Consider the following 15,452-nt stretch of genomic DNA (forward strand, 5'->3'; position numbering starts at 1 on the left):
TTATTGCAGTTTTTCATACCAGCGTTGTGGAATTAGGCAAATTTTAGTCTGTTCACCTGTACCTCCACCCAGCGGAGTATATGCCGCACGACTACCTGTGCTTAGACAATAGTTACTAGCACTGGTATCTCCTACTGCTGGTGGATTATCTGGGTCTGGTGTGATTGCATCGGCTGGCTCATCACCTCGAATAGTCACGGTATGAATCCCTGCTCCCAATTTGGTTTTATCACAATCTGCACCCACGCAGGTTGAGCTATTGCCTGCATCTGCAATAGCACACTGTCCAAACGGCATACAGAAGCGGTTAAGGAAACTATCACCTTTGACCCCTGCACCACAGTCGCCTGAAATCCCGTCTTTACTACCGTCAAATGTGGATACATATAACCGATAGTTCATGACAAGTGGTGTACCAAAGACTTTTTCACTTTGCAGTTGATCGGACTGGAATTTATAGAACCAGCCTTTTCCAGTATAAGGTGCGACCAGTATTGTATTTACATTACGGTTCGTATCGGTGACCTCTCCCATTTGGGCTTTGGTGACGCTATCGGTTTTGATGGTGTAGCTACCATACAAATTTTTGTCTGCCACATCTTTATCATAGACATTATAAATTGCGTCATGGTCATAACCTGCTGTACCAGCGGTGTAGTCTTGCAATGGCGAACTACGATTACCACTACCAATAGATATTACTGCAAAAGTTTTACCTTTTTCACTATATAGTGAGAATGAGGGTGCATCATAGAAACGAGGGCGTTTACCTGCTGTTGTATCTGTATTCAGGTCAATGATACGCTGTACTCGGGTTGCAAATCTGCCCAATGTTGCAGCTTTATTATTCAAATCTACCCGGAACACTTGACCGCCCAAATCACCAAAATACAGATGATCGACTAAATCATCACCATCTCTATCGACTGTACGGATTTCACTCACCACACTATATTTCAGGTTGTCATCATTTGTGCCGATTGTACCGCTATCAGTGTCCGTATCGCTTGTGATTGCATTGGCATTTGCCCACCAAAGTAAACTACCAGCATCGCTACCTTCGGCACTAAACATATATACACCTGCACCTTTTTTGCTGTCAGTCTGGTCATAATTATGTGCTTCATAGCCACTATCGTACCCCCCCCCGACAAACATCACCAATTTGCGAGCACCGCCCCAGTTTACATAAGCAAGATTTGGTTTAGACCAGCTTTGCCCCATACAAGCCAGTGGATTGCTATTACTACATGATGTAGATGGGGCTGTCGGATTGATATTGAATTTGAGTGCTGGACTGTCGATATCGGATAAATCCAGACCATAATAGCCACGTCCGCCCATACGCAGACCACCGACCGCCAGCTGTTTACCTTTGAGTGAGTTTTTACCTGTACCTGTGGTGAGGTAGCCTAAATCATCAATTACATATTCGGTATGTAATGTCCATGCACCATCTACGCCATAGAACAGGTTATTCATACCACCACTGGTTGCGTTTGAGGTTAAAAATGCCTGTTTCTGGTTTTCAATCATTTCATTGGGTACAAAGGCAAATTTTTCCTCACCTGTTGAAGCATCGACCACATGCAGTAAGCCTTGTGTTGTGCCAAACAAGACATAATCTTCACGTCCAGTTGAGGTAATTTTTTTCGTGTTTGAGTTATAGCCGATTTTACCTTTATTGGTGACCAATACAGGAGTTGAGTGCATGACTGCACCGATTTGGCGCAGGTCTGCTGTGGCTGCCGCCAAAGTGGTTGTGGTAATATTGGCAGGTGTTTCCGCATCAGCTACACTAATTGGATAGCCAAGCAAGCTCATGAGATAACCACGATTTGGGTCATCCCTGTAGGTATTGATATAGTCAAGATTGACTGTACGCAAGGTATCATTGCTGCTGCTAAAGGCTGTACCGGTACGAACACGGTTAGTGAGCAATTTACGCTGTATTGTGCCATTGGCAGCGGTACGAAGTTTGAGCTGCGACCATACGCCGCCTTGTTGTGCATATTTGATACTACCATAGGTATTTATATCAGCATCTTGAACTGTATCATCTACATCAGGCGACCAATAGTCATAGTTAGCAATGATTCGACCTTTGTTATCAATAATATTATTACTTTTTTTATCCTTTAAAACCCCTGTGCTGCTGACGAGGTACTTTTTCAGATTACCGACCCAAAGTCTATAAGGTTTTTCAGGCGTTGGCTGGAATTGTGGATAATAGGCATTATTCTGCAAGATGGAAGGGTTTAAAGCATCTTGTGGAATGGTCGGTGAACCTGTGGTGACTGCAGGAATTTCAGTCGCAAGGTCGCCGAGGAATGCGTTTACACTATCGACAATATCCCTTGACTCTGAACCACTGTAATAGCCACCCTCCCCCAAAATTCCCCATTTTGCAGTATTTTTGACATCTACGGCAGCAGTTCCGCTAATAGAGGTATCGGTAATCTTTTTAAGTCTTGCAGCTTGCGTTTCAAGAGTTTTGACTTCTGTTTTATAGTCAGGCAGACCCTCAAACATAGAACCAAAACCGACTACTGCGGTTTTAATTTTAACCTTTTTAAAAGTCGGGGCAGGGGTATCATTATAGTTATTATTTAACAATGATACGGCAAAATTACTGATACATCGCCAGCCACCCGTATATGCACCACCATCCAAGTAACTGGTATTTCCCGTACAGGAATAACTACTATCACTCAATGCCTGACGGATTAATACCTGAGCATTGGCTTCATTGCTTCCCGTCCCTGTACGTGGTTCACCATCAGTTAATACATAAATACCTGTACCACTACAACTTTTTGAACTGACTGGTTGAGCCAATTCATCTCGAACAGATTGAGGGGCTAAAAAGTTATTGGTATTACTCGGGTTCTTGGTACTATCACTTGAAGCAGCAAAACCACTATTTGTTCCTGTTCTTGTGGTTGTTCCCATCAAGTAAGCTGCGGTATCCACATATGTAGTCGCTGTGGGGGTATAGTTTGTCCAGTTATTATCCAGATTCATACCAATGCCACCAGATGCTGGTTCATTAACAATCGCATCAATCAACCATTGACGATGTAATTGGGTTACACTATTAGAGTAGGTAACTGTAGTTGAAGTTCCATTGCCAGAGCTAGAACTTGTATATCCAGCAACTAAGTTATTAAAAGTATTAAGTTTATTCGTTGCATTACTTCCGCTAGGTGTATAAGCTATCCATGTCGTACATGTCCCATCAGGAGTCATTACCGAACATGCTTTGTAAGTATAGTTACTGGTGGTACTCCCTATACGCTGATACTCTTGCTTTAAATGCGTAACACTTGCATCTAAACGTCTGGCAGGCACTATCACTCGCCCACTATTACTCGTTCCTGTACGATTTCCCGAGTAATCCGATAGCCCGATGATTAAGTCATCCGCCAATCTTGTTATATTCTCCGTTGTGTTGCCATACAATAAGTCATACATCCCATCTTTTAGTCGCGTGATACGGTCGTAGCAACGATATGAACTACCTGAAAGGGTACATACATCTTTGACTTTTACACCACTTCTGACCGTGGAATTTGCATTACTCAATGCGACAGTACAATATTGGCGAATATAGGGTCTTGCGGTTGTTGCTGTTTCATAACCAGTATTTGAAGATGCGCTGACACTACCAATATCACAAGCACTGCTCCCGCCACCAGTGACAGATGAGCCCTTACGATTGGCAAACATACTTCCCGAAGTATCCAGCATAAACATCAGGGTAATCGTACCACTCTGGGCTTCCTGATAAATATCAATATCACTGGCTTGGGTAACACTGCTTGCCACCATTGCCGTACACAGCGCTGCAATACTGGCAGCCAGCAAGTTCTGACGATAGACTTTATTTATCATGACTTTTGCTATCTTTTTCATCTTGTCGACTCCCGGTTATACAAAGTCTTGCGTAATCACATATTCAGTGACGTGTGACACAAAAGGAACATTCAAATTCGTCAAACATTGGGTTACACTTAAATCTGCGCCTGTCGCTGCGGTAACCCCATCGGGTATAGTGACTTCATTCATATGACTATTAAAACAGCCGGTAATGGCATCTGGATCTGCTTGGGTTAAAGTCGGCATCACTGACACCGCAAATACTTTGACAGGTTTGCTACGTTGAAATTTGATGCTTTCTTCATCAGAACCAAAAATCGAACCAAAAAATGGGTCATTATTGGCTTGCGTAGAAAACTTGACTGCTACTTGGGTCATGACCGCTTTACGCCCACTAGTAAAAAAGTTAGTGGTACTGGCTTTGGCGCTACAGTATCCGTCTTCCCCTAAAGTATTATTTTTGGGTTTTGTCCCCGATACCCATTCCATCAGACTGGCTTTGCTAATATCAAAAAAATTTGACTGATCACCGCGGAAGCAAAATACCAGCTCTTTATCTTTATTAGTCGCCCCATCAATATAACCAAACATCCCACTGGCAGATAATGCCTGAATCAAGTTGCTTTCTTTTTCTACATTAAAAAATGCTGCATCAGAGTTTTGCATTAACAATTGCTGCGCTTGGCTGTTAGTCGCAACCCCTAAAGATACAAGCCCCTGACGGATTGCCATCGTACCTATAATGGTAATCGCGAGCAGTAAAATCATCACTACAATTAAGGTTGCCCCTTGTTGCCCATAGCGTGAGACATGATAAATAGCCATTTTTTTCATTCTGACGCCCCTCTTGTACCAAAGGTATTGCGCAATGCAACGGTTTGTGACACCACTTGGCGCACATATTTCGAACTGCCTGCGGCTGGCGTTTTTACCGTGACCTCCTTATCCAAAACCTGAAATTTCTGGTCATCTTTAATCATGCTGTCACGGCCTACGGTTTGTGACGAACGAATTAATGCGCCCAACTGCACAGATAGAATGCGTGGTTTTGTGCCTGTCAGTTTCATATAGTCATCAATCGAGATATAACGAAAGTTTGTGCCGTTTTGTATGCCGAGCAAGACATGGAAATAGTCCACACGTTTTAAAATAATTTGACTCTTGTCATTAAAACCTGTGATTGCTGTTGGAGAGCCAGTATCGGAGTAATAACCTGCATCACAAGCAAGAGCAAGCGAAGCATTCGGTTCGTTGCCAATTTTGGTATCTTCACGTAAAAAATAACGCTGTACGATAATGTTGTAATCTTGCGTACCCGAAGCTACTTTTGCCACTTCAATCCGATTGCCCTCACAGTCAAAACCGCCAAACAGTTTGTCTGCATCATCTGGGTCTTGCACATATTGCGGTCTATACTGAATTACCAATTGGTCGCTGAGTTCGGTATTGACATTAGATAAACCTGTATTGCCTTGGGATAATAAAATCAAAGGTATATCCGTACCTGTTCCTTTGGTCATATCTGCTTTTACGTTTACAAGCAGATTGGGAGAAAGTGTCGTAACTGCTGGTGAACCTGCTGTTGTCGTTTTTGCATTGGCTGTTGAAGTCAGTACAATACCACCGCCCACGGTTTCATCATTTATCCCTGAACTTTTAGTATTCAGATTGCTTAGACGAATATCTTTAACAATATAATTCAAGCCGAAATTGGCATTATCTTGTAAATCTGCTGAACCTTGCTGTAAGGAATAGCTTTTTTGACCCGTCAAAAATAATAGTATTGCTGCAGCGATAATAATCAAACCCAAAGCAAGAGCAATCATCAATTCAATTAGGGTAAAGCCTTGTTGAGGATTAGAAAATCTCCCCTTGCGGAATACATTCCCTACCTTTACAAAGGGAGACTTTTCACAAACTCTATACTGAGTATGATTCGCAACGCTACCCTCTTTGAAAAAGAGGGTTTGGGAGAGATTTAAAAATTCTTGAGGTTTATTCATCTTAATAAACCTCCATAATCAAACAGGTCGAGGTCGTAACATACGCTGCCCCATTGGTACAGTTGCCAGCATCAGCACCATCAGTAGCTGCAGTATCACCCCACGCCACATAAACACAATAACGATCATCACTATTACCCTGACATGGCATATTGCTCATCGTCATACCCATATCTTGTGCTTTTTGGGACACCTGCTTAACATCATAAGCAGCAAGCTCACTAATAGTACAATCCGTTGTGGCGCAGTCAGTAGTATCTGCGATTTGCTTTGCGGCAGTGCCTTTCAATAAGTCTTCATAGGTGTCAATCGCTCCACGATTGACCCGAATCCGTTCTGCCATATCTCGTGCAATATTAATCGCTTGCACCCGATAACCACTTTCTGTAGTGGCTTCTACTGCACGATACTGCAACGTAATAAAACCGAGCACACCAATAGCAAGCACGAGCAGCGCCACCAAGACTTCCATTAAGCCGACACCACGCTGATGCATATTCATTGTATTCATGAGCATGTCCCCTCAACCACGCTGATTGCCCCCATGAGTGAAACTTTAATTTCTTTAGAGATGTTGCCACCGCTTTTATTGCAAACCACAAAAGGTTGATTTTCAATATCGGCAGCGTGATCTTTCACTGCTCCGCTCAACTGAAAGGTAATACTCACTGGAGAACCTGATGCCAAAATAGCCTCACCTCTGGGCAACCAATAGCGTGTTGCTGCAGTATCTGCGGTTTGGTGGGTTTTGCTTAAATCAACAGTCACCTCTCTACGTTCTAATACAGCCGTAGAGCGTGCTGCGCTCAAGGTAGCAACCAAATCTTGCGTACTTCTGTTAAGATTTTGTTTAAGCAGCAAATTACCAAAAGAAGGAGCAGCCATTCCAGCAATAATCGCCAGAACCGCCATCGTCACCATGAGCTCAATTAACGTAAAACCTTTATTCTTTTGCACACTCTTCCCCAACTCCAAAACTTTACCCTATTAAAAATAATATCTATAAATTTTACAAAACCTACACAGAGTAGATAAAAGGCATAAAAAAACAGATAACTGTCATATTATAGCTATCTGTTTATTTTTTAATAAAAAATAAATTGTTAAATAGTTAGCAATTTAAGCCTGTGTTACAGGAATACGTAACTCTTTTGGTAAACTAAATGTAATATTTTCTTCTCGCCCATCCAGTTCTTTTGATGCCTGTGCACCCCAATCCTGTAACCGCTGAATCACCTGCTTAATTAAAATTTCCGGGGCAGAAGCACCTGCAGTTACCCCAATTTTAGAAATATTGATAAACCATTCCTGCTTGAGCTCATCTGCATTATCGACCAGATAAGCCGCCTTCCCCATACGTTCCGCGAGTTCGCGCAAGCGATTTGAATTTGATGAATTCGGTGATCCTACAACCAACACTACATCACAACGTGCAGCCAGATCGCGCACTGCATCCTGACGGTTTTGCGTGGCGTAGCAAATATCGTCTTTACGTGGGCCTTGAATCAGAGGAAATTTCTGGCGAAGAGCATCAATCACTTTGGCCGTATCGTCAATTGATAAAGTGGTTTGCGTGACAAAAGCGACTTTTTCAGGATTGCGTACAGTTAAAGCAGCAACATCATCTTCATCTTCAACCAGATAAATTTCACCGCCATTTTTTTTGTCATATTGCCCCATGGTGCCTTCAACTTCCGGATGCCCTTCATGGCCAATCAAGATCGCTTCAACCCCTTCACGAGCATATTTGGTCACTTCAATATGCACCTTGGTTACCAAGGGACAAGTGGCATCAAAAACTTTCAGACCACGGCGTTCAGCCTCTTGCTGGACTGCTTTAGACACACCATGGGCACTAAAAATCACAATATTATCATCAGGAACTTCATCCAGTTCATCAACAAAAATTGCACCGCGTTGGCGTAAGTCATCTACAACAAATTTGTTATGCACGACTTCATGACGCACATAGATCGGTGGATTGAAACATTCTAAGGCACGATTCACGATCGCAATGGCACGATCCACACCAGCACAGAAACCACGCGGGTTGGCTAAAACAATTTCCATAGAATCCTCAATACTCACTCAATTTATGCTGCAACAATTGAAATAAATGTAAAACAATCGACGTACAACTATTTAGTTTAAAGTCGCTCTACTCTAAAATAGAGAAGATATTTTATCATATCAGGAAAAATATCATGTCGGGTCTCTTGTTTGTCGTTTCTGCTGCGTCTGGAACAGGCAAAACATCCCTCGTTAAAGCATTACTTGAACGTGTCAACAATCTTCATGTTTCTGTTTCTCATACGACACGCGGTCAACGACCTGGCGAACTCGATGGTGTGCATTACCACTTCTCTACCAAAGAAGATTTTCTCAATCTGGTCAATGAGGGTGGCTTTATTGAATATGCTGAAGTCTTTGGTAACTATTATGGTACTGCGCAAGCGACTGTAAAAGAACAACTGGCTAAAGGTCATGATGTCCTGCTCGAGATTGACTGGCAGGGTGCACAGCAGGTCCGTCGCTTATTTCCTGAATCTAAACAAATTTTCATTTTGCCGCCAAGCCAGTTTGACTTGCGTCAACGTCTATCGAACCGTGGTACAGACTCTGTTGACGTGATTGAGCATCGTTTGAGCTGTGCGGTAGAAGATATGCAGCAATATGTGAACTTTGATTATGTCATTATCAATGATGACTTCAACAAAGCGCTGCATGATCTGGAAGCCGTGATTATTGCCAACCGATTGGCACTTCATCAGCAAGCTAATCGTCATGAAAAACTGATTCAGGCTTTAATTACGCCAAGCGAAGAGTGATTAAAACTTGAGTCTACAGGCAAAGCCTTTTATACTTCGCAGTCTGTTAAAATATTATTCAAACGAGAATTCTTATGGCACGCGTAACCGTTGAAGATTGTTTAGACCATGTAGACAACCGCTTTGAGCTTGTACTAGTGGCAAGCAAACGCGCGCGTCAATTGGCACGTCAAGGCATTGAACCAACTGTAGAATGGGACAATGACAAGCCAACCGTTGTTGCTCTACGTGAAATTGCAGTAGGTCATGTATCTAAAGACATCCTGAAACAACGTGACCAAGACTACCAGACTTCTAGTCTAGACCTTGCACTTTCAGCAAATAACCTGAATCTGGACGGTTTTTCTTTCCAATAAGAAATCCTTCCTATAAAAAGCCTAGTTCTCAACTAGGCTTTTTTTGTTTTGTGACTTTTATATTCTGTCTAGAACGGTTATAACATAAGGTCGAGTTACCAAGTTTATGCGGTTTTTCCGTGAATAGAAACGGAATAAATTGACAAACTTTGCGATTTGCTTTTCATTAAAAGTATTCGCGCATTTTTAGTAAAGAATTCAGTTTTAAAGGTGTTTTATGCCAGGCTCACAGGTCAGTCAAGCCAAGCAACAGCTTAATATCATCATCGACGCTTATTTGAGTGCCAGTGAAGTCGAGCGTGTGCTTGCCGCCTGTGATTATGCGGATATTGCCCATGATGGCATTACCCGTAAAAGTGGCGAACCCTATATCCTGCATCCGATCGCTGTGAGCAGTATCCTGGCGCATATGCGTTTAGATGCCGAAACTCTCATGGCAGCCTTACTCCATGATGTGATTGAAGATACCGATTTCAACAAGGACGACATTGCTGAAAAGTTCGGCAAGACGGTGGCTGAACTTGTGGATGGCGTCACCAAACTAAGCCAATCTAGTGATAAGGAATATAATAAAGCCGCTTCTTTCCGGAAAATTCTTCAGGCTACCCTACAGGACCCACGTGTCATTATTGTGAAACTGGCAGACCGTTATCACAACATGACTACCTTAGATGCCCTGCGTCCCGATAAACGTGCACGTATTGCCAAAGAGACTTTTGAAATTTTCGTACCGATGGCCCGTCTAGTTGGTATGAATGAGATGGCCGATAATCTGGAACATCTCTGCTACCAGAACCTGGATCTGGACATGTATAATAATGTCCAGACTGCCTTACAGCAAACCAAATCCAAACGCTGTGAATATCAGGCGATCTGGGAAAGAAAACTGAATGAATTACTCAATCAGTATAATATCCAGGGCAGAATCAAGAAGAAAAATAATAATATCGAGTTGCTACGTCACTTCGTTAAAAATGATATTAACCTGCAGGAACTCACCCATAGTCACGCCTTTGAAATCATTTTACAAAGCATCGCTGACTGTGACCGCTTTGCAGAACTCTTGGAAGAGAGCTTCCAGGTATTAAGTTTTGCCGATCATATTCGTCGCCCGTTGCCGGGTGGCAACCAGTCGCTGAGTATGCGTATCAAAGGGGAAAAGACAACACTTTCCCTGACCATTCAAACCGAACTGATGCGTAAGGCAGCACGTTTTGGTGTAGTCCTTGGTGAAAATGCACCTCAAGCCTGCCGTTCTGCAATTCAGGCTTCCATGCAGAATCTGAATGTTCTGGTGGATGGGGATTGTGCCAAGACCACTTTTAATGAATTACTGGATTATCTGCATCAGGAAAAAATCTGGGTTTATACTCCTCACGGTCAGCTACATGAATTACCACAAGGCGCGACCGTCGTGGATTTTGCCTATTCTGCCAGTTTATTCTTGGGTAACCATGCGGTTGGCGCCAAAATTAATGGCGATACCAAGCCGCTTTCTACACCTTTAAGCAGTGGTCAAGTCATTGAAGTGATCACCGATGTACTCGCCTCACCAAATCCAGACTGGCTCAGCTTTATTAATACCCAAAAAGCCCGTCGTGCGATTCAAAACATCCTGCGTGATCAGGATATTGATGAGCAGCGTATGGTCGGCGAACAGGCTTTAAATCGTGCTTTAAAATTATTTAATCGTTCTATTCAGGATTTAACTGAAGAGGACTGGGCCAATATTCTGCAATGGCGTCATATTCCGACTCAGGAACGTCTGTATGAACAGATTGCTGTGGGTGATTTATTACCTCAATTGGTCGCCAATCACCTTTTTGCTCAGGATGCAGAAACTGGCTCCAACTCGACTCGTTTAATTCAGGGTACAGAAGGTGTAGATGTCAAATATGCGCACTGCTGTAATCCGGTACTGGGTGATCCGATTCAAGGTCATCTGACCCGCCGTGGCCTGATTGTTCATCGTGCACGCTGCCATAACTTGCTACACGAACAAAACCTGCATCCAGAAAATATAATGCCATTGCAGTGGACCTCTGAGGACATTGAAGATATCAGCTTTACTGCTTATCTTTGTATTGACTTGTCCATGGATGATGAACAGATTTCCGAACTGATCTATGAATGCCGTAAAGCCAAGTCTGGTGTAGAGTCGGTACGTAGTTACGAAGGTAAGACTTATGTCAACGTAGTCGTACATAACCGTAAGCAGATTGCCCAGCTCATTCGAGACCTGCGCATGCATTACGGCTTCCCGCGAATTATCCGCCTGTCCCAGCCAATAAGCATTTCAGAAACCACATCGAAGGCGAGTTAGCCATTTAAAAAATAATGCTTTTGCCCATGGCAATGATCTAATATGATGTATGTTGATGTTGACATCCTCCCCGACCTAAAAGACAGGGATTCCTACTGCTAGACGCTCATGCCCGAGCGCAAGAATGTTTAGAGCTGAGTTTTTATCTCTATCGCTATCTAAACACATAGATACAAATAACACTTGGAATCCTTTCATAACAAAGGATTCCACTTTGTTTACATACTTACTATGTAGAATCATGAAGCTTTCCATATAGCATCTCGATTGTCTTTTTTTGCTCTAAATTATCAATTTCTAATTCCTTAACCCTTGCTTTTAAAGCAGCAATCAATGCGTCCTTTGATGATTCGGAAGTGTTTTTCAATGTGCTTGTATTTGCACATTTACTCTTACTCTCAACCCTATGCTTCTTAATTTGATTAGCAATAGATTCCTCTCTATAAAGCCAAGCTGTCGATACGTTTGCTTTTTCTGCTACAGTTTTGAAATTAATAGTGGCTTTTTCCTTTAGCATTTGTTTTATTGCTAACTCTGTGCGCTTAATAGCTTCATTCTTCTTCTTTAAGGCATTTTCCTTTAAACCTTGAGTGTTTCTATCATGGCTCATATTAATTACTCTCTAAGGGTGCAATAATTTTCACTAAAGATTCTTTGATATTTTCATTCATTTCCAGTTGGCGAACCCAACCGTTCTTTTTACACGTTTCAATAATCACTTCGGTTCTTTGTAGTTGCTCTTTGTGTTGAGGTAAAAAGGTGTGATCTGTTCTAAAGTTTGAGCATGTCAGACAGGCATTAGCATGTGGGCAACCGCCCTGAACAACGGGTAGTGAGCAAAGTCCATTTGGTAAAGTTTGCATTGCTATGTTTTTTTTAAGCCATTGAGCATCAATATTATTTGCATCTGTTCCCATTGTTAAATCATTAATAATATCTTGATCATTAAACTTTTTACCGTTTATATCAATCATTGTGCTGTTAAATTTCTTGAACTCTTTTTTTAATGTTTCATCTAAAATATGAGCATAGGTGCTAGTCATCACAGGGGTTTCATGACCTAAATATTTTTGGACAATATGTTGCGGAACTCCATTGTTAATCATTCGAGTTGCTACGGTGTGCCTAAATTGATGAAACCCAAAACGAATAACCTTTCCACTCGCATCATTTATATTATTTTCAACTGCAAGTGCGTTTAGATTTTTAATTAGAGTTCCTTTGCTCCATGCTTTTCCTGCTCTTGGATAAGGAATGCCATTTTCCTGAAATTTGGGGGTTGTAAATAGTAAAACAGGAGCTTGACCAAACTCTGCAATCATAGCTTTTTGTTGTTCCCTGATTACGGAAACTAACTCTGCTGAAATTGGAACGATATGATCTTTTTTCATTTTAAATTGATAATATTTAAGAAAGTAATCCCCATTTTCATCAGGAGAAATACAATTAAACATTAAACTACAGCACTCACTAATTCTCATCCCAACCTCTTGTAGTACAAGAAAAAACCTCATCACATCAGGATTTAATTTATCAATATGCTGATTTAATTGACTCATTACATTTTCGGGAATGAATTTTGGTATTGATTTAGGCAGGCTTGGATAATCCGTATCCCTAATTAGTTTAGTTGCCCCAAATTTAATAAAATTTGTATCCTCACACCATTCAAAATACTGTCTTAAAGATGCTAATCTTCTTTTAATCGTTGAAGATTTTAATTCAGATTTAGACCATTCAAAAAAGACTTTTTGCATTTCTGATCTAGTAACTTCATGCGCTTCGCATTCAGGGTTTATAGAGTAAAGTGCTCTGCTGAAAAATGTAATAGCATCAATATTTGTCTTTAATGTGCTTTTTGATCTAGTTGAAAATACAGCCTTAATAAATGCCTTAGCCGAACTTATTAACCAATCAAAGTGAATGTTGCTAAAGTTCAGTTTATGTGTTTCTGTATCTCCTTTAGATACAGCATCAAAATCACTTTTAACCAACCAAACATCTTCGGTTTTTATAGTAATTTTTTTCAGACACTCTTGATAAATATCAGGATGATTCTTTTTAATAACACCTTCACCAATTCCTGATTCGTTCATTAATTTTCTTACACTGATATATCCACCATTAGGAATAGGTGGTGTATTCTTTGGATTTCCATTTTTAAGTCTTTCTAAGGCTTCCAAAAGTATCAAGCGATCTTGGGTGTGCCTTGAAGTTTTTTGCTTTTCAATTTCAATCAATATCTGATTATGAGCGTCTGGATAACTTTTCCTAACCATCATGTCAAAGGTTTCAGAAAACCCTGCTTCCCTACAGACTTTTTTTACAGTAATTACCTCATTTTTAGACAACAATATGGTTAAAGCTTTTAATAGCTTATCGTGCTTTTCTTTATTACCATACCTAGCATATTCACCTTGAAGCTCATTTATTTTGTTAAGAATGTCAGGGAAATATGCATACAAGTACGAATCAGAAACATCTGCTTCTTTAGCTACAGATGCTACAGTTACTTTAGCGTTTTTATTAACATTCCTTGTTTCTCCTGTTTTAAAACGCTCTATTGCCTCCATACAGCGTTTTCTAACAAGACTAGCATGAATGGTTATACTTTCATTCTTTGAGTCTTTTAATGAGCTGACATAAAGCATCACATCCCTAAAATCCCTATGTAACTCAGTAGGTGAAACTCTCGCTTCTTTGGCAATATTTTTGAATATTAATTTTCCTTTCTTACTAATAACAATAGGATTCCCATTAATTATTCTATCAATGGCTTCTATTGCTTGCTGTTTTACGTTTATAGATTTAGTTGTAGACCCATTATCGGTAAATACTTTTTCAGCATAATTCGTATTCATTTTAATTTACCTTTTTGAAAGTTTTGGAATGCCACTTTTAGGTCTTGATCATTCAAATGAGCGTAAATATTAATCGTGGTTTGAATATCTTTATGCCCTAAACGCTTTTGAACGTATGAAGCATCCCAACCACTTCTCAGTAACTCTGTGGCATGTGTATGTCTAAAAATATGAGGGCTGAATGGAAGTTTTAGGGCTTTGGATAAGCGACTGAATTTAGTGTAAATAGTGCTGTAACTTAACGGATGCCCTTTATTTTCGCCCCATATATTCACAAAAACATAATCAGAATCAATATCGTCAAAATCATGTACTACATAATCAGTGTAGCGTCTTATGAGTTCATCACTAACGTCAATAACCCTAGTTTCTTGGCTTTTTGCTCTTGCGTTATTTGTATTGTTATTACGATGAACTATATGAATCTCGCTATCCCAACTTTTAATATCTTCATGCCTTAAACCAAGACACTCGCCTATACGCATACCTGTTTCATAGAGTAGGGCTACAATCAACTTATCTCTGCGGTTAGAACATGAATCTAGGATTTTTTGCACTTGTTCAAATGTTAATGTTTTAGGTATTCGTTTAGGCTCTTTAATTTTAAGAATGCTATGTTTTGTGGAGCTTGCTTTACTAATATGATGTAGAAACGGTTTGTAATTTTTACTATTAGATTTAGTTGATCTCTTATCATTTAAAACAAGAGTGCTATCTAGTTTTGAGTGATAATCATAGAAAGCTGTAATCGCAGTAATTATTGTATTTATTGTTTTTTCTGAACGCAGAGAAACACTTGAAGAAAAAGGAATAATATTACTTGCATCTATAGTTCCTAGTTTTAGAAAGTTGATGAACTCTGATAGCTCAATTAAACCAATCTGATTCCAACTATAGTTCTTTAAAGATAGAAATAACCAAAATTCTTTAAGATGATAAGCGTAAGAACGAATAGTGTTTGGAGATTTTCTAACAGAACTTAAATACCTTAAATAAAGATCAATTGATGGTATAGCTAAGTGATCATCACCAATGACAATCCAAAAGTCTTCTGTTTGATTATTAATTCGTATTTTCTGCACTTTCATTAAGTAGAATCTACTATGTATATATGTTTAGATATAAATTCTACAATGTATATTATTAATAGTAAATCATTCTTTGTTTACTTTGTATATTATTATTTATATGTAGTAGATAAC

The 15,452-nt window shown here is 40.3% G+C and carries 11 protein-coding genes and 2 pseudogenes; 3 read left to right on the forward strand and 10 right to left on the reverse strand.

The window, feature by feature from the left end; translation table 11 throughout:
- The 6 genes and pseudogenes from ACTJIX_RS08795 to ispH all read right to left on the reverse strand — a co-directional run bounded on the left by ACTJIX_RS08795 (position 1) and on the right by ispH (position 7,952).
- Complete coding sequence (locus ACTJIX_RS08795) at positions 1 to 3,915, reverse strand: pilus assembly protein (protein ID WP_440611353.1); 3,915 nt, start codon at positions 3,913 to 3,915, stop codon at positions 1 to 3.
- Positions 3,916 to 3,930: 15 nt separating this feature from the next.
- Positions 3,931 to 4,713, reverse strand: coding sequence for a pilus assembly PilX family protein (locus tag ACTJIX_RS08800; RefSeq protein WP_228152924.1), 783 nt, complete (start codon positions 4,711 to 4,713; stop codon positions 3,931 to 3,933).
- Positions 4,710 to 5,741: pseudogene (locus ACTJIX_RS08805) on the reverse strand (PilW family protein); the annotation flags it as partial. The pseudogene ACTJIX_RS08805 and the gene ACTJIX_RS08800, both read right to left, overlap by 4 nt.
- Positions 5,742 to 5,883: 142 nt before the next feature.
- The gene (gene pilV / locus ACTJIX_RS08810) at positions 5,884 to 6,393 is read right to left on the reverse strand and encodes a type IV pilus modification protein PilV (protein ID WP_171294427.1); all 510 of its coding nucleotides are present in this window, start codon (positions 6,391 to 6,393) and stop codon (positions 5,884 to 5,886) included.
- Positions 6,390 to 6,839, reverse strand: a complete 450-nt coding sequence (locus tag ACTJIX_RS08815; protein WP_440611354.1) for a GspH/FimT family pseudopilin — start codon at positions 6,837 to 6,839, stop codon at positions 6,390 to 6,392. Before ACTJIX_RS08815 ends, pilV begins: the two co-directional genes overlap by 4 nt.
- A gap of 162 nt (positions 6,840 to 7,001) precedes the next feature.
- Positions 7,002 to 7,952, reverse strand: a complete 951-nt coding sequence (ispH, locus tag ACTJIX_RS08820; RefSeq protein WP_440611355.1) for a 4-hydroxy-3-methylbut-2-enyl diphosphate reductase — start codon at positions 7,950 to 7,952, stop codon at positions 7,002 to 7,004.
- Between the two features lie 134 nt (positions 7,953 to 8,086).
- Here ispH and gmk point away from each other — a divergent pair, with 134 nt between their 5' ends.
- The 3 genes from gmk (at position 8,087) to ACTJIX_RS08835 (ending at position 11,389) form a co-directional block, all read left to right on the forward strand.
- Positions 8,087 to 8,710: a guanylate kinase gene (gene gmk, locus ACTJIX_RS08825; protein WP_004896246.1), complete on the forward strand. Its 624-nt coding sequence runs from the start codon at positions 8,087 to 8,089 to the stop codon at positions 8,708 to 8,710.
- Positions 8,711 to 8,784: 74 nt separating this feature from the next.
- Positions 8,785 to 9,066: a DNA-directed RNA polymerase subunit omega gene (gene rpoZ / locus ACTJIX_RS08830; protein ID WP_004896248.1), complete on the forward strand. Its 282-nt coding sequence runs from the start codon at positions 8,785 to 8,787 to the stop codon at positions 9,064 to 9,066.
- A 217-nt stretch (positions 9,067 to 9,283) separates the two neighbouring features.
- A complete protein-coding gene (locus ACTJIX_RS08835; protein WP_440611356.1) occupies positions 9,284 to 11,389 on the forward strand; it encodes a RelA/SpoT family protein in 2,106 nt (701 codons plus the stop codon).
- A 75-nt stretch (positions 11,390 to 11,464) separates the two neighbouring features.
- Here ACTJIX_RS08835 and ACTJIX_RS08840 read toward each other — a convergent pair.
- From ACTJIX_RS08840 to ACTJIX_RS08855, 4 genes and pseudogenes are all read right to left on the reverse strand, one after another.
- A pseudogene (locus tag ACTJIX_RS08840) lies at positions 11,465 to 11,542 on the reverse strand (RNA-guided endonuclease TnpB family protein); the annotation flags it as partial.
- 76 nt (positions 11,543 to 11,618) lie between these two features.
- Positions 11,619 to 11,999 carry a DUF6262 family protein gene (locus ACTJIX_RS08845; protein WP_440611082.1) on the reverse strand — a complete coding sequence of 127 codons (381 nt, stop codon included), beginning with the start codon at positions 11,997 to 11,999 and terminating at the stop codon, positions 11,619 to 11,621.
- 1 nt (position 12,000) lies between these two features.
- Complete coding sequence (locus tag ACTJIX_RS08850) at positions 12,001 to 14,250, reverse strand: tyrosine-type recombinase/integrase (RefSeq protein WP_416664883.1); 2,250 nt, start codon at positions 14,248 to 14,250, stop codon at positions 12,001 to 12,003.
- Entirely contained in the window at positions 14,247 to 15,338 is a 1,092-nt protein-coding gene (locus ACTJIX_RS08855) for a tyrosine-type recombinase/integrase (RefSeq protein WP_111861098.1), read from the reverse strand. Before ACTJIX_RS08855 ends, ACTJIX_RS08850 begins: the two co-directional genes overlap by 4 nt.
- Positions 15,339 to 15,452: the final 114 nt, after the last annotated feature.

The organism is Acinetobacter sp. 22323, from assembly GCF_052044895.1.
In the GTDB taxonomy this organism is placed as follows: domain Bacteria; phylum Pseudomonadota; class Gammaproteobacteria; order Pseudomonadales; family Moraxellaceae; genus Acinetobacter; species Acinetobacter schindleri.

Bases quoted from the DNA above. Each gene is read 5' to 3' on its own strand.
- ispH (WP_440611355.1), bottom strand. From the start codon at position 7,952: ATGGAAATTGTTTTAGCCAACCCGCGTGGTTTCTGTGCTGGTGTGGAT.
- rpoZ (WP_004896248.1), top strand. From the start codon at position 8,785: ATGGCACGCGTAACCGTTGAAGATTGTTTAGACCATGTAGACAACCGC.
- ACTJIX_RS08795 (WP_440611353.1), bottom strand. From the start codon at position 3,915: ATGAAAAAGATAGCAAAAGTCATGATAAATAAAGTCTATCGTCAGAAC.
- ACTJIX_RS08855 (WP_111861098.1), bottom strand. From the start codon at position 15,338: ATGAAAGTGCAGAAAATACGAATTAATAATCAAACAGAAGACTTTTGG.
- ACTJIX_RS08800 (WP_228152924.1), bottom strand. From the start codon at position 4,713: ATGAAAAAAATGGCTATTTATCATGTCTCACGCTATGGGCAACAAGGG.
- gmk (WP_004896246.1), top strand. From the start codon at position 8,087: ATGTCGGGTCTCTTGTTTGTCGTTTCTGCTGCGTCTGGAACAGGCAAA.
- ACTJIX_RS08850 (WP_416664883.1), bottom strand. From the start codon at position 14,250: ATGAATACGAATTATGCTGAAAAAGTATTTACCGATAATGGGTCTACA.
- ACTJIX_RS08835 (WP_440611356.1), top strand. From the start codon at position 9,284: ATGCCAGGCTCACAGGTCAGTCAAGCCAAGCAACAGCTTAATATCATC.
- ACTJIX_RS08845 (WP_440611082.1), bottom strand. From the start codon at position 11,999: ATGAGCCATGATAGAAACACTCAAGGTTTAAAGGAAAATGCCTTAAAG.
- pilV (WP_171294427.1), bottom strand. From the start codon at position 6,393: ATGAATACAATGAATATGCATCAGCGTGGTGTCGGCTTAATGGAAGTC.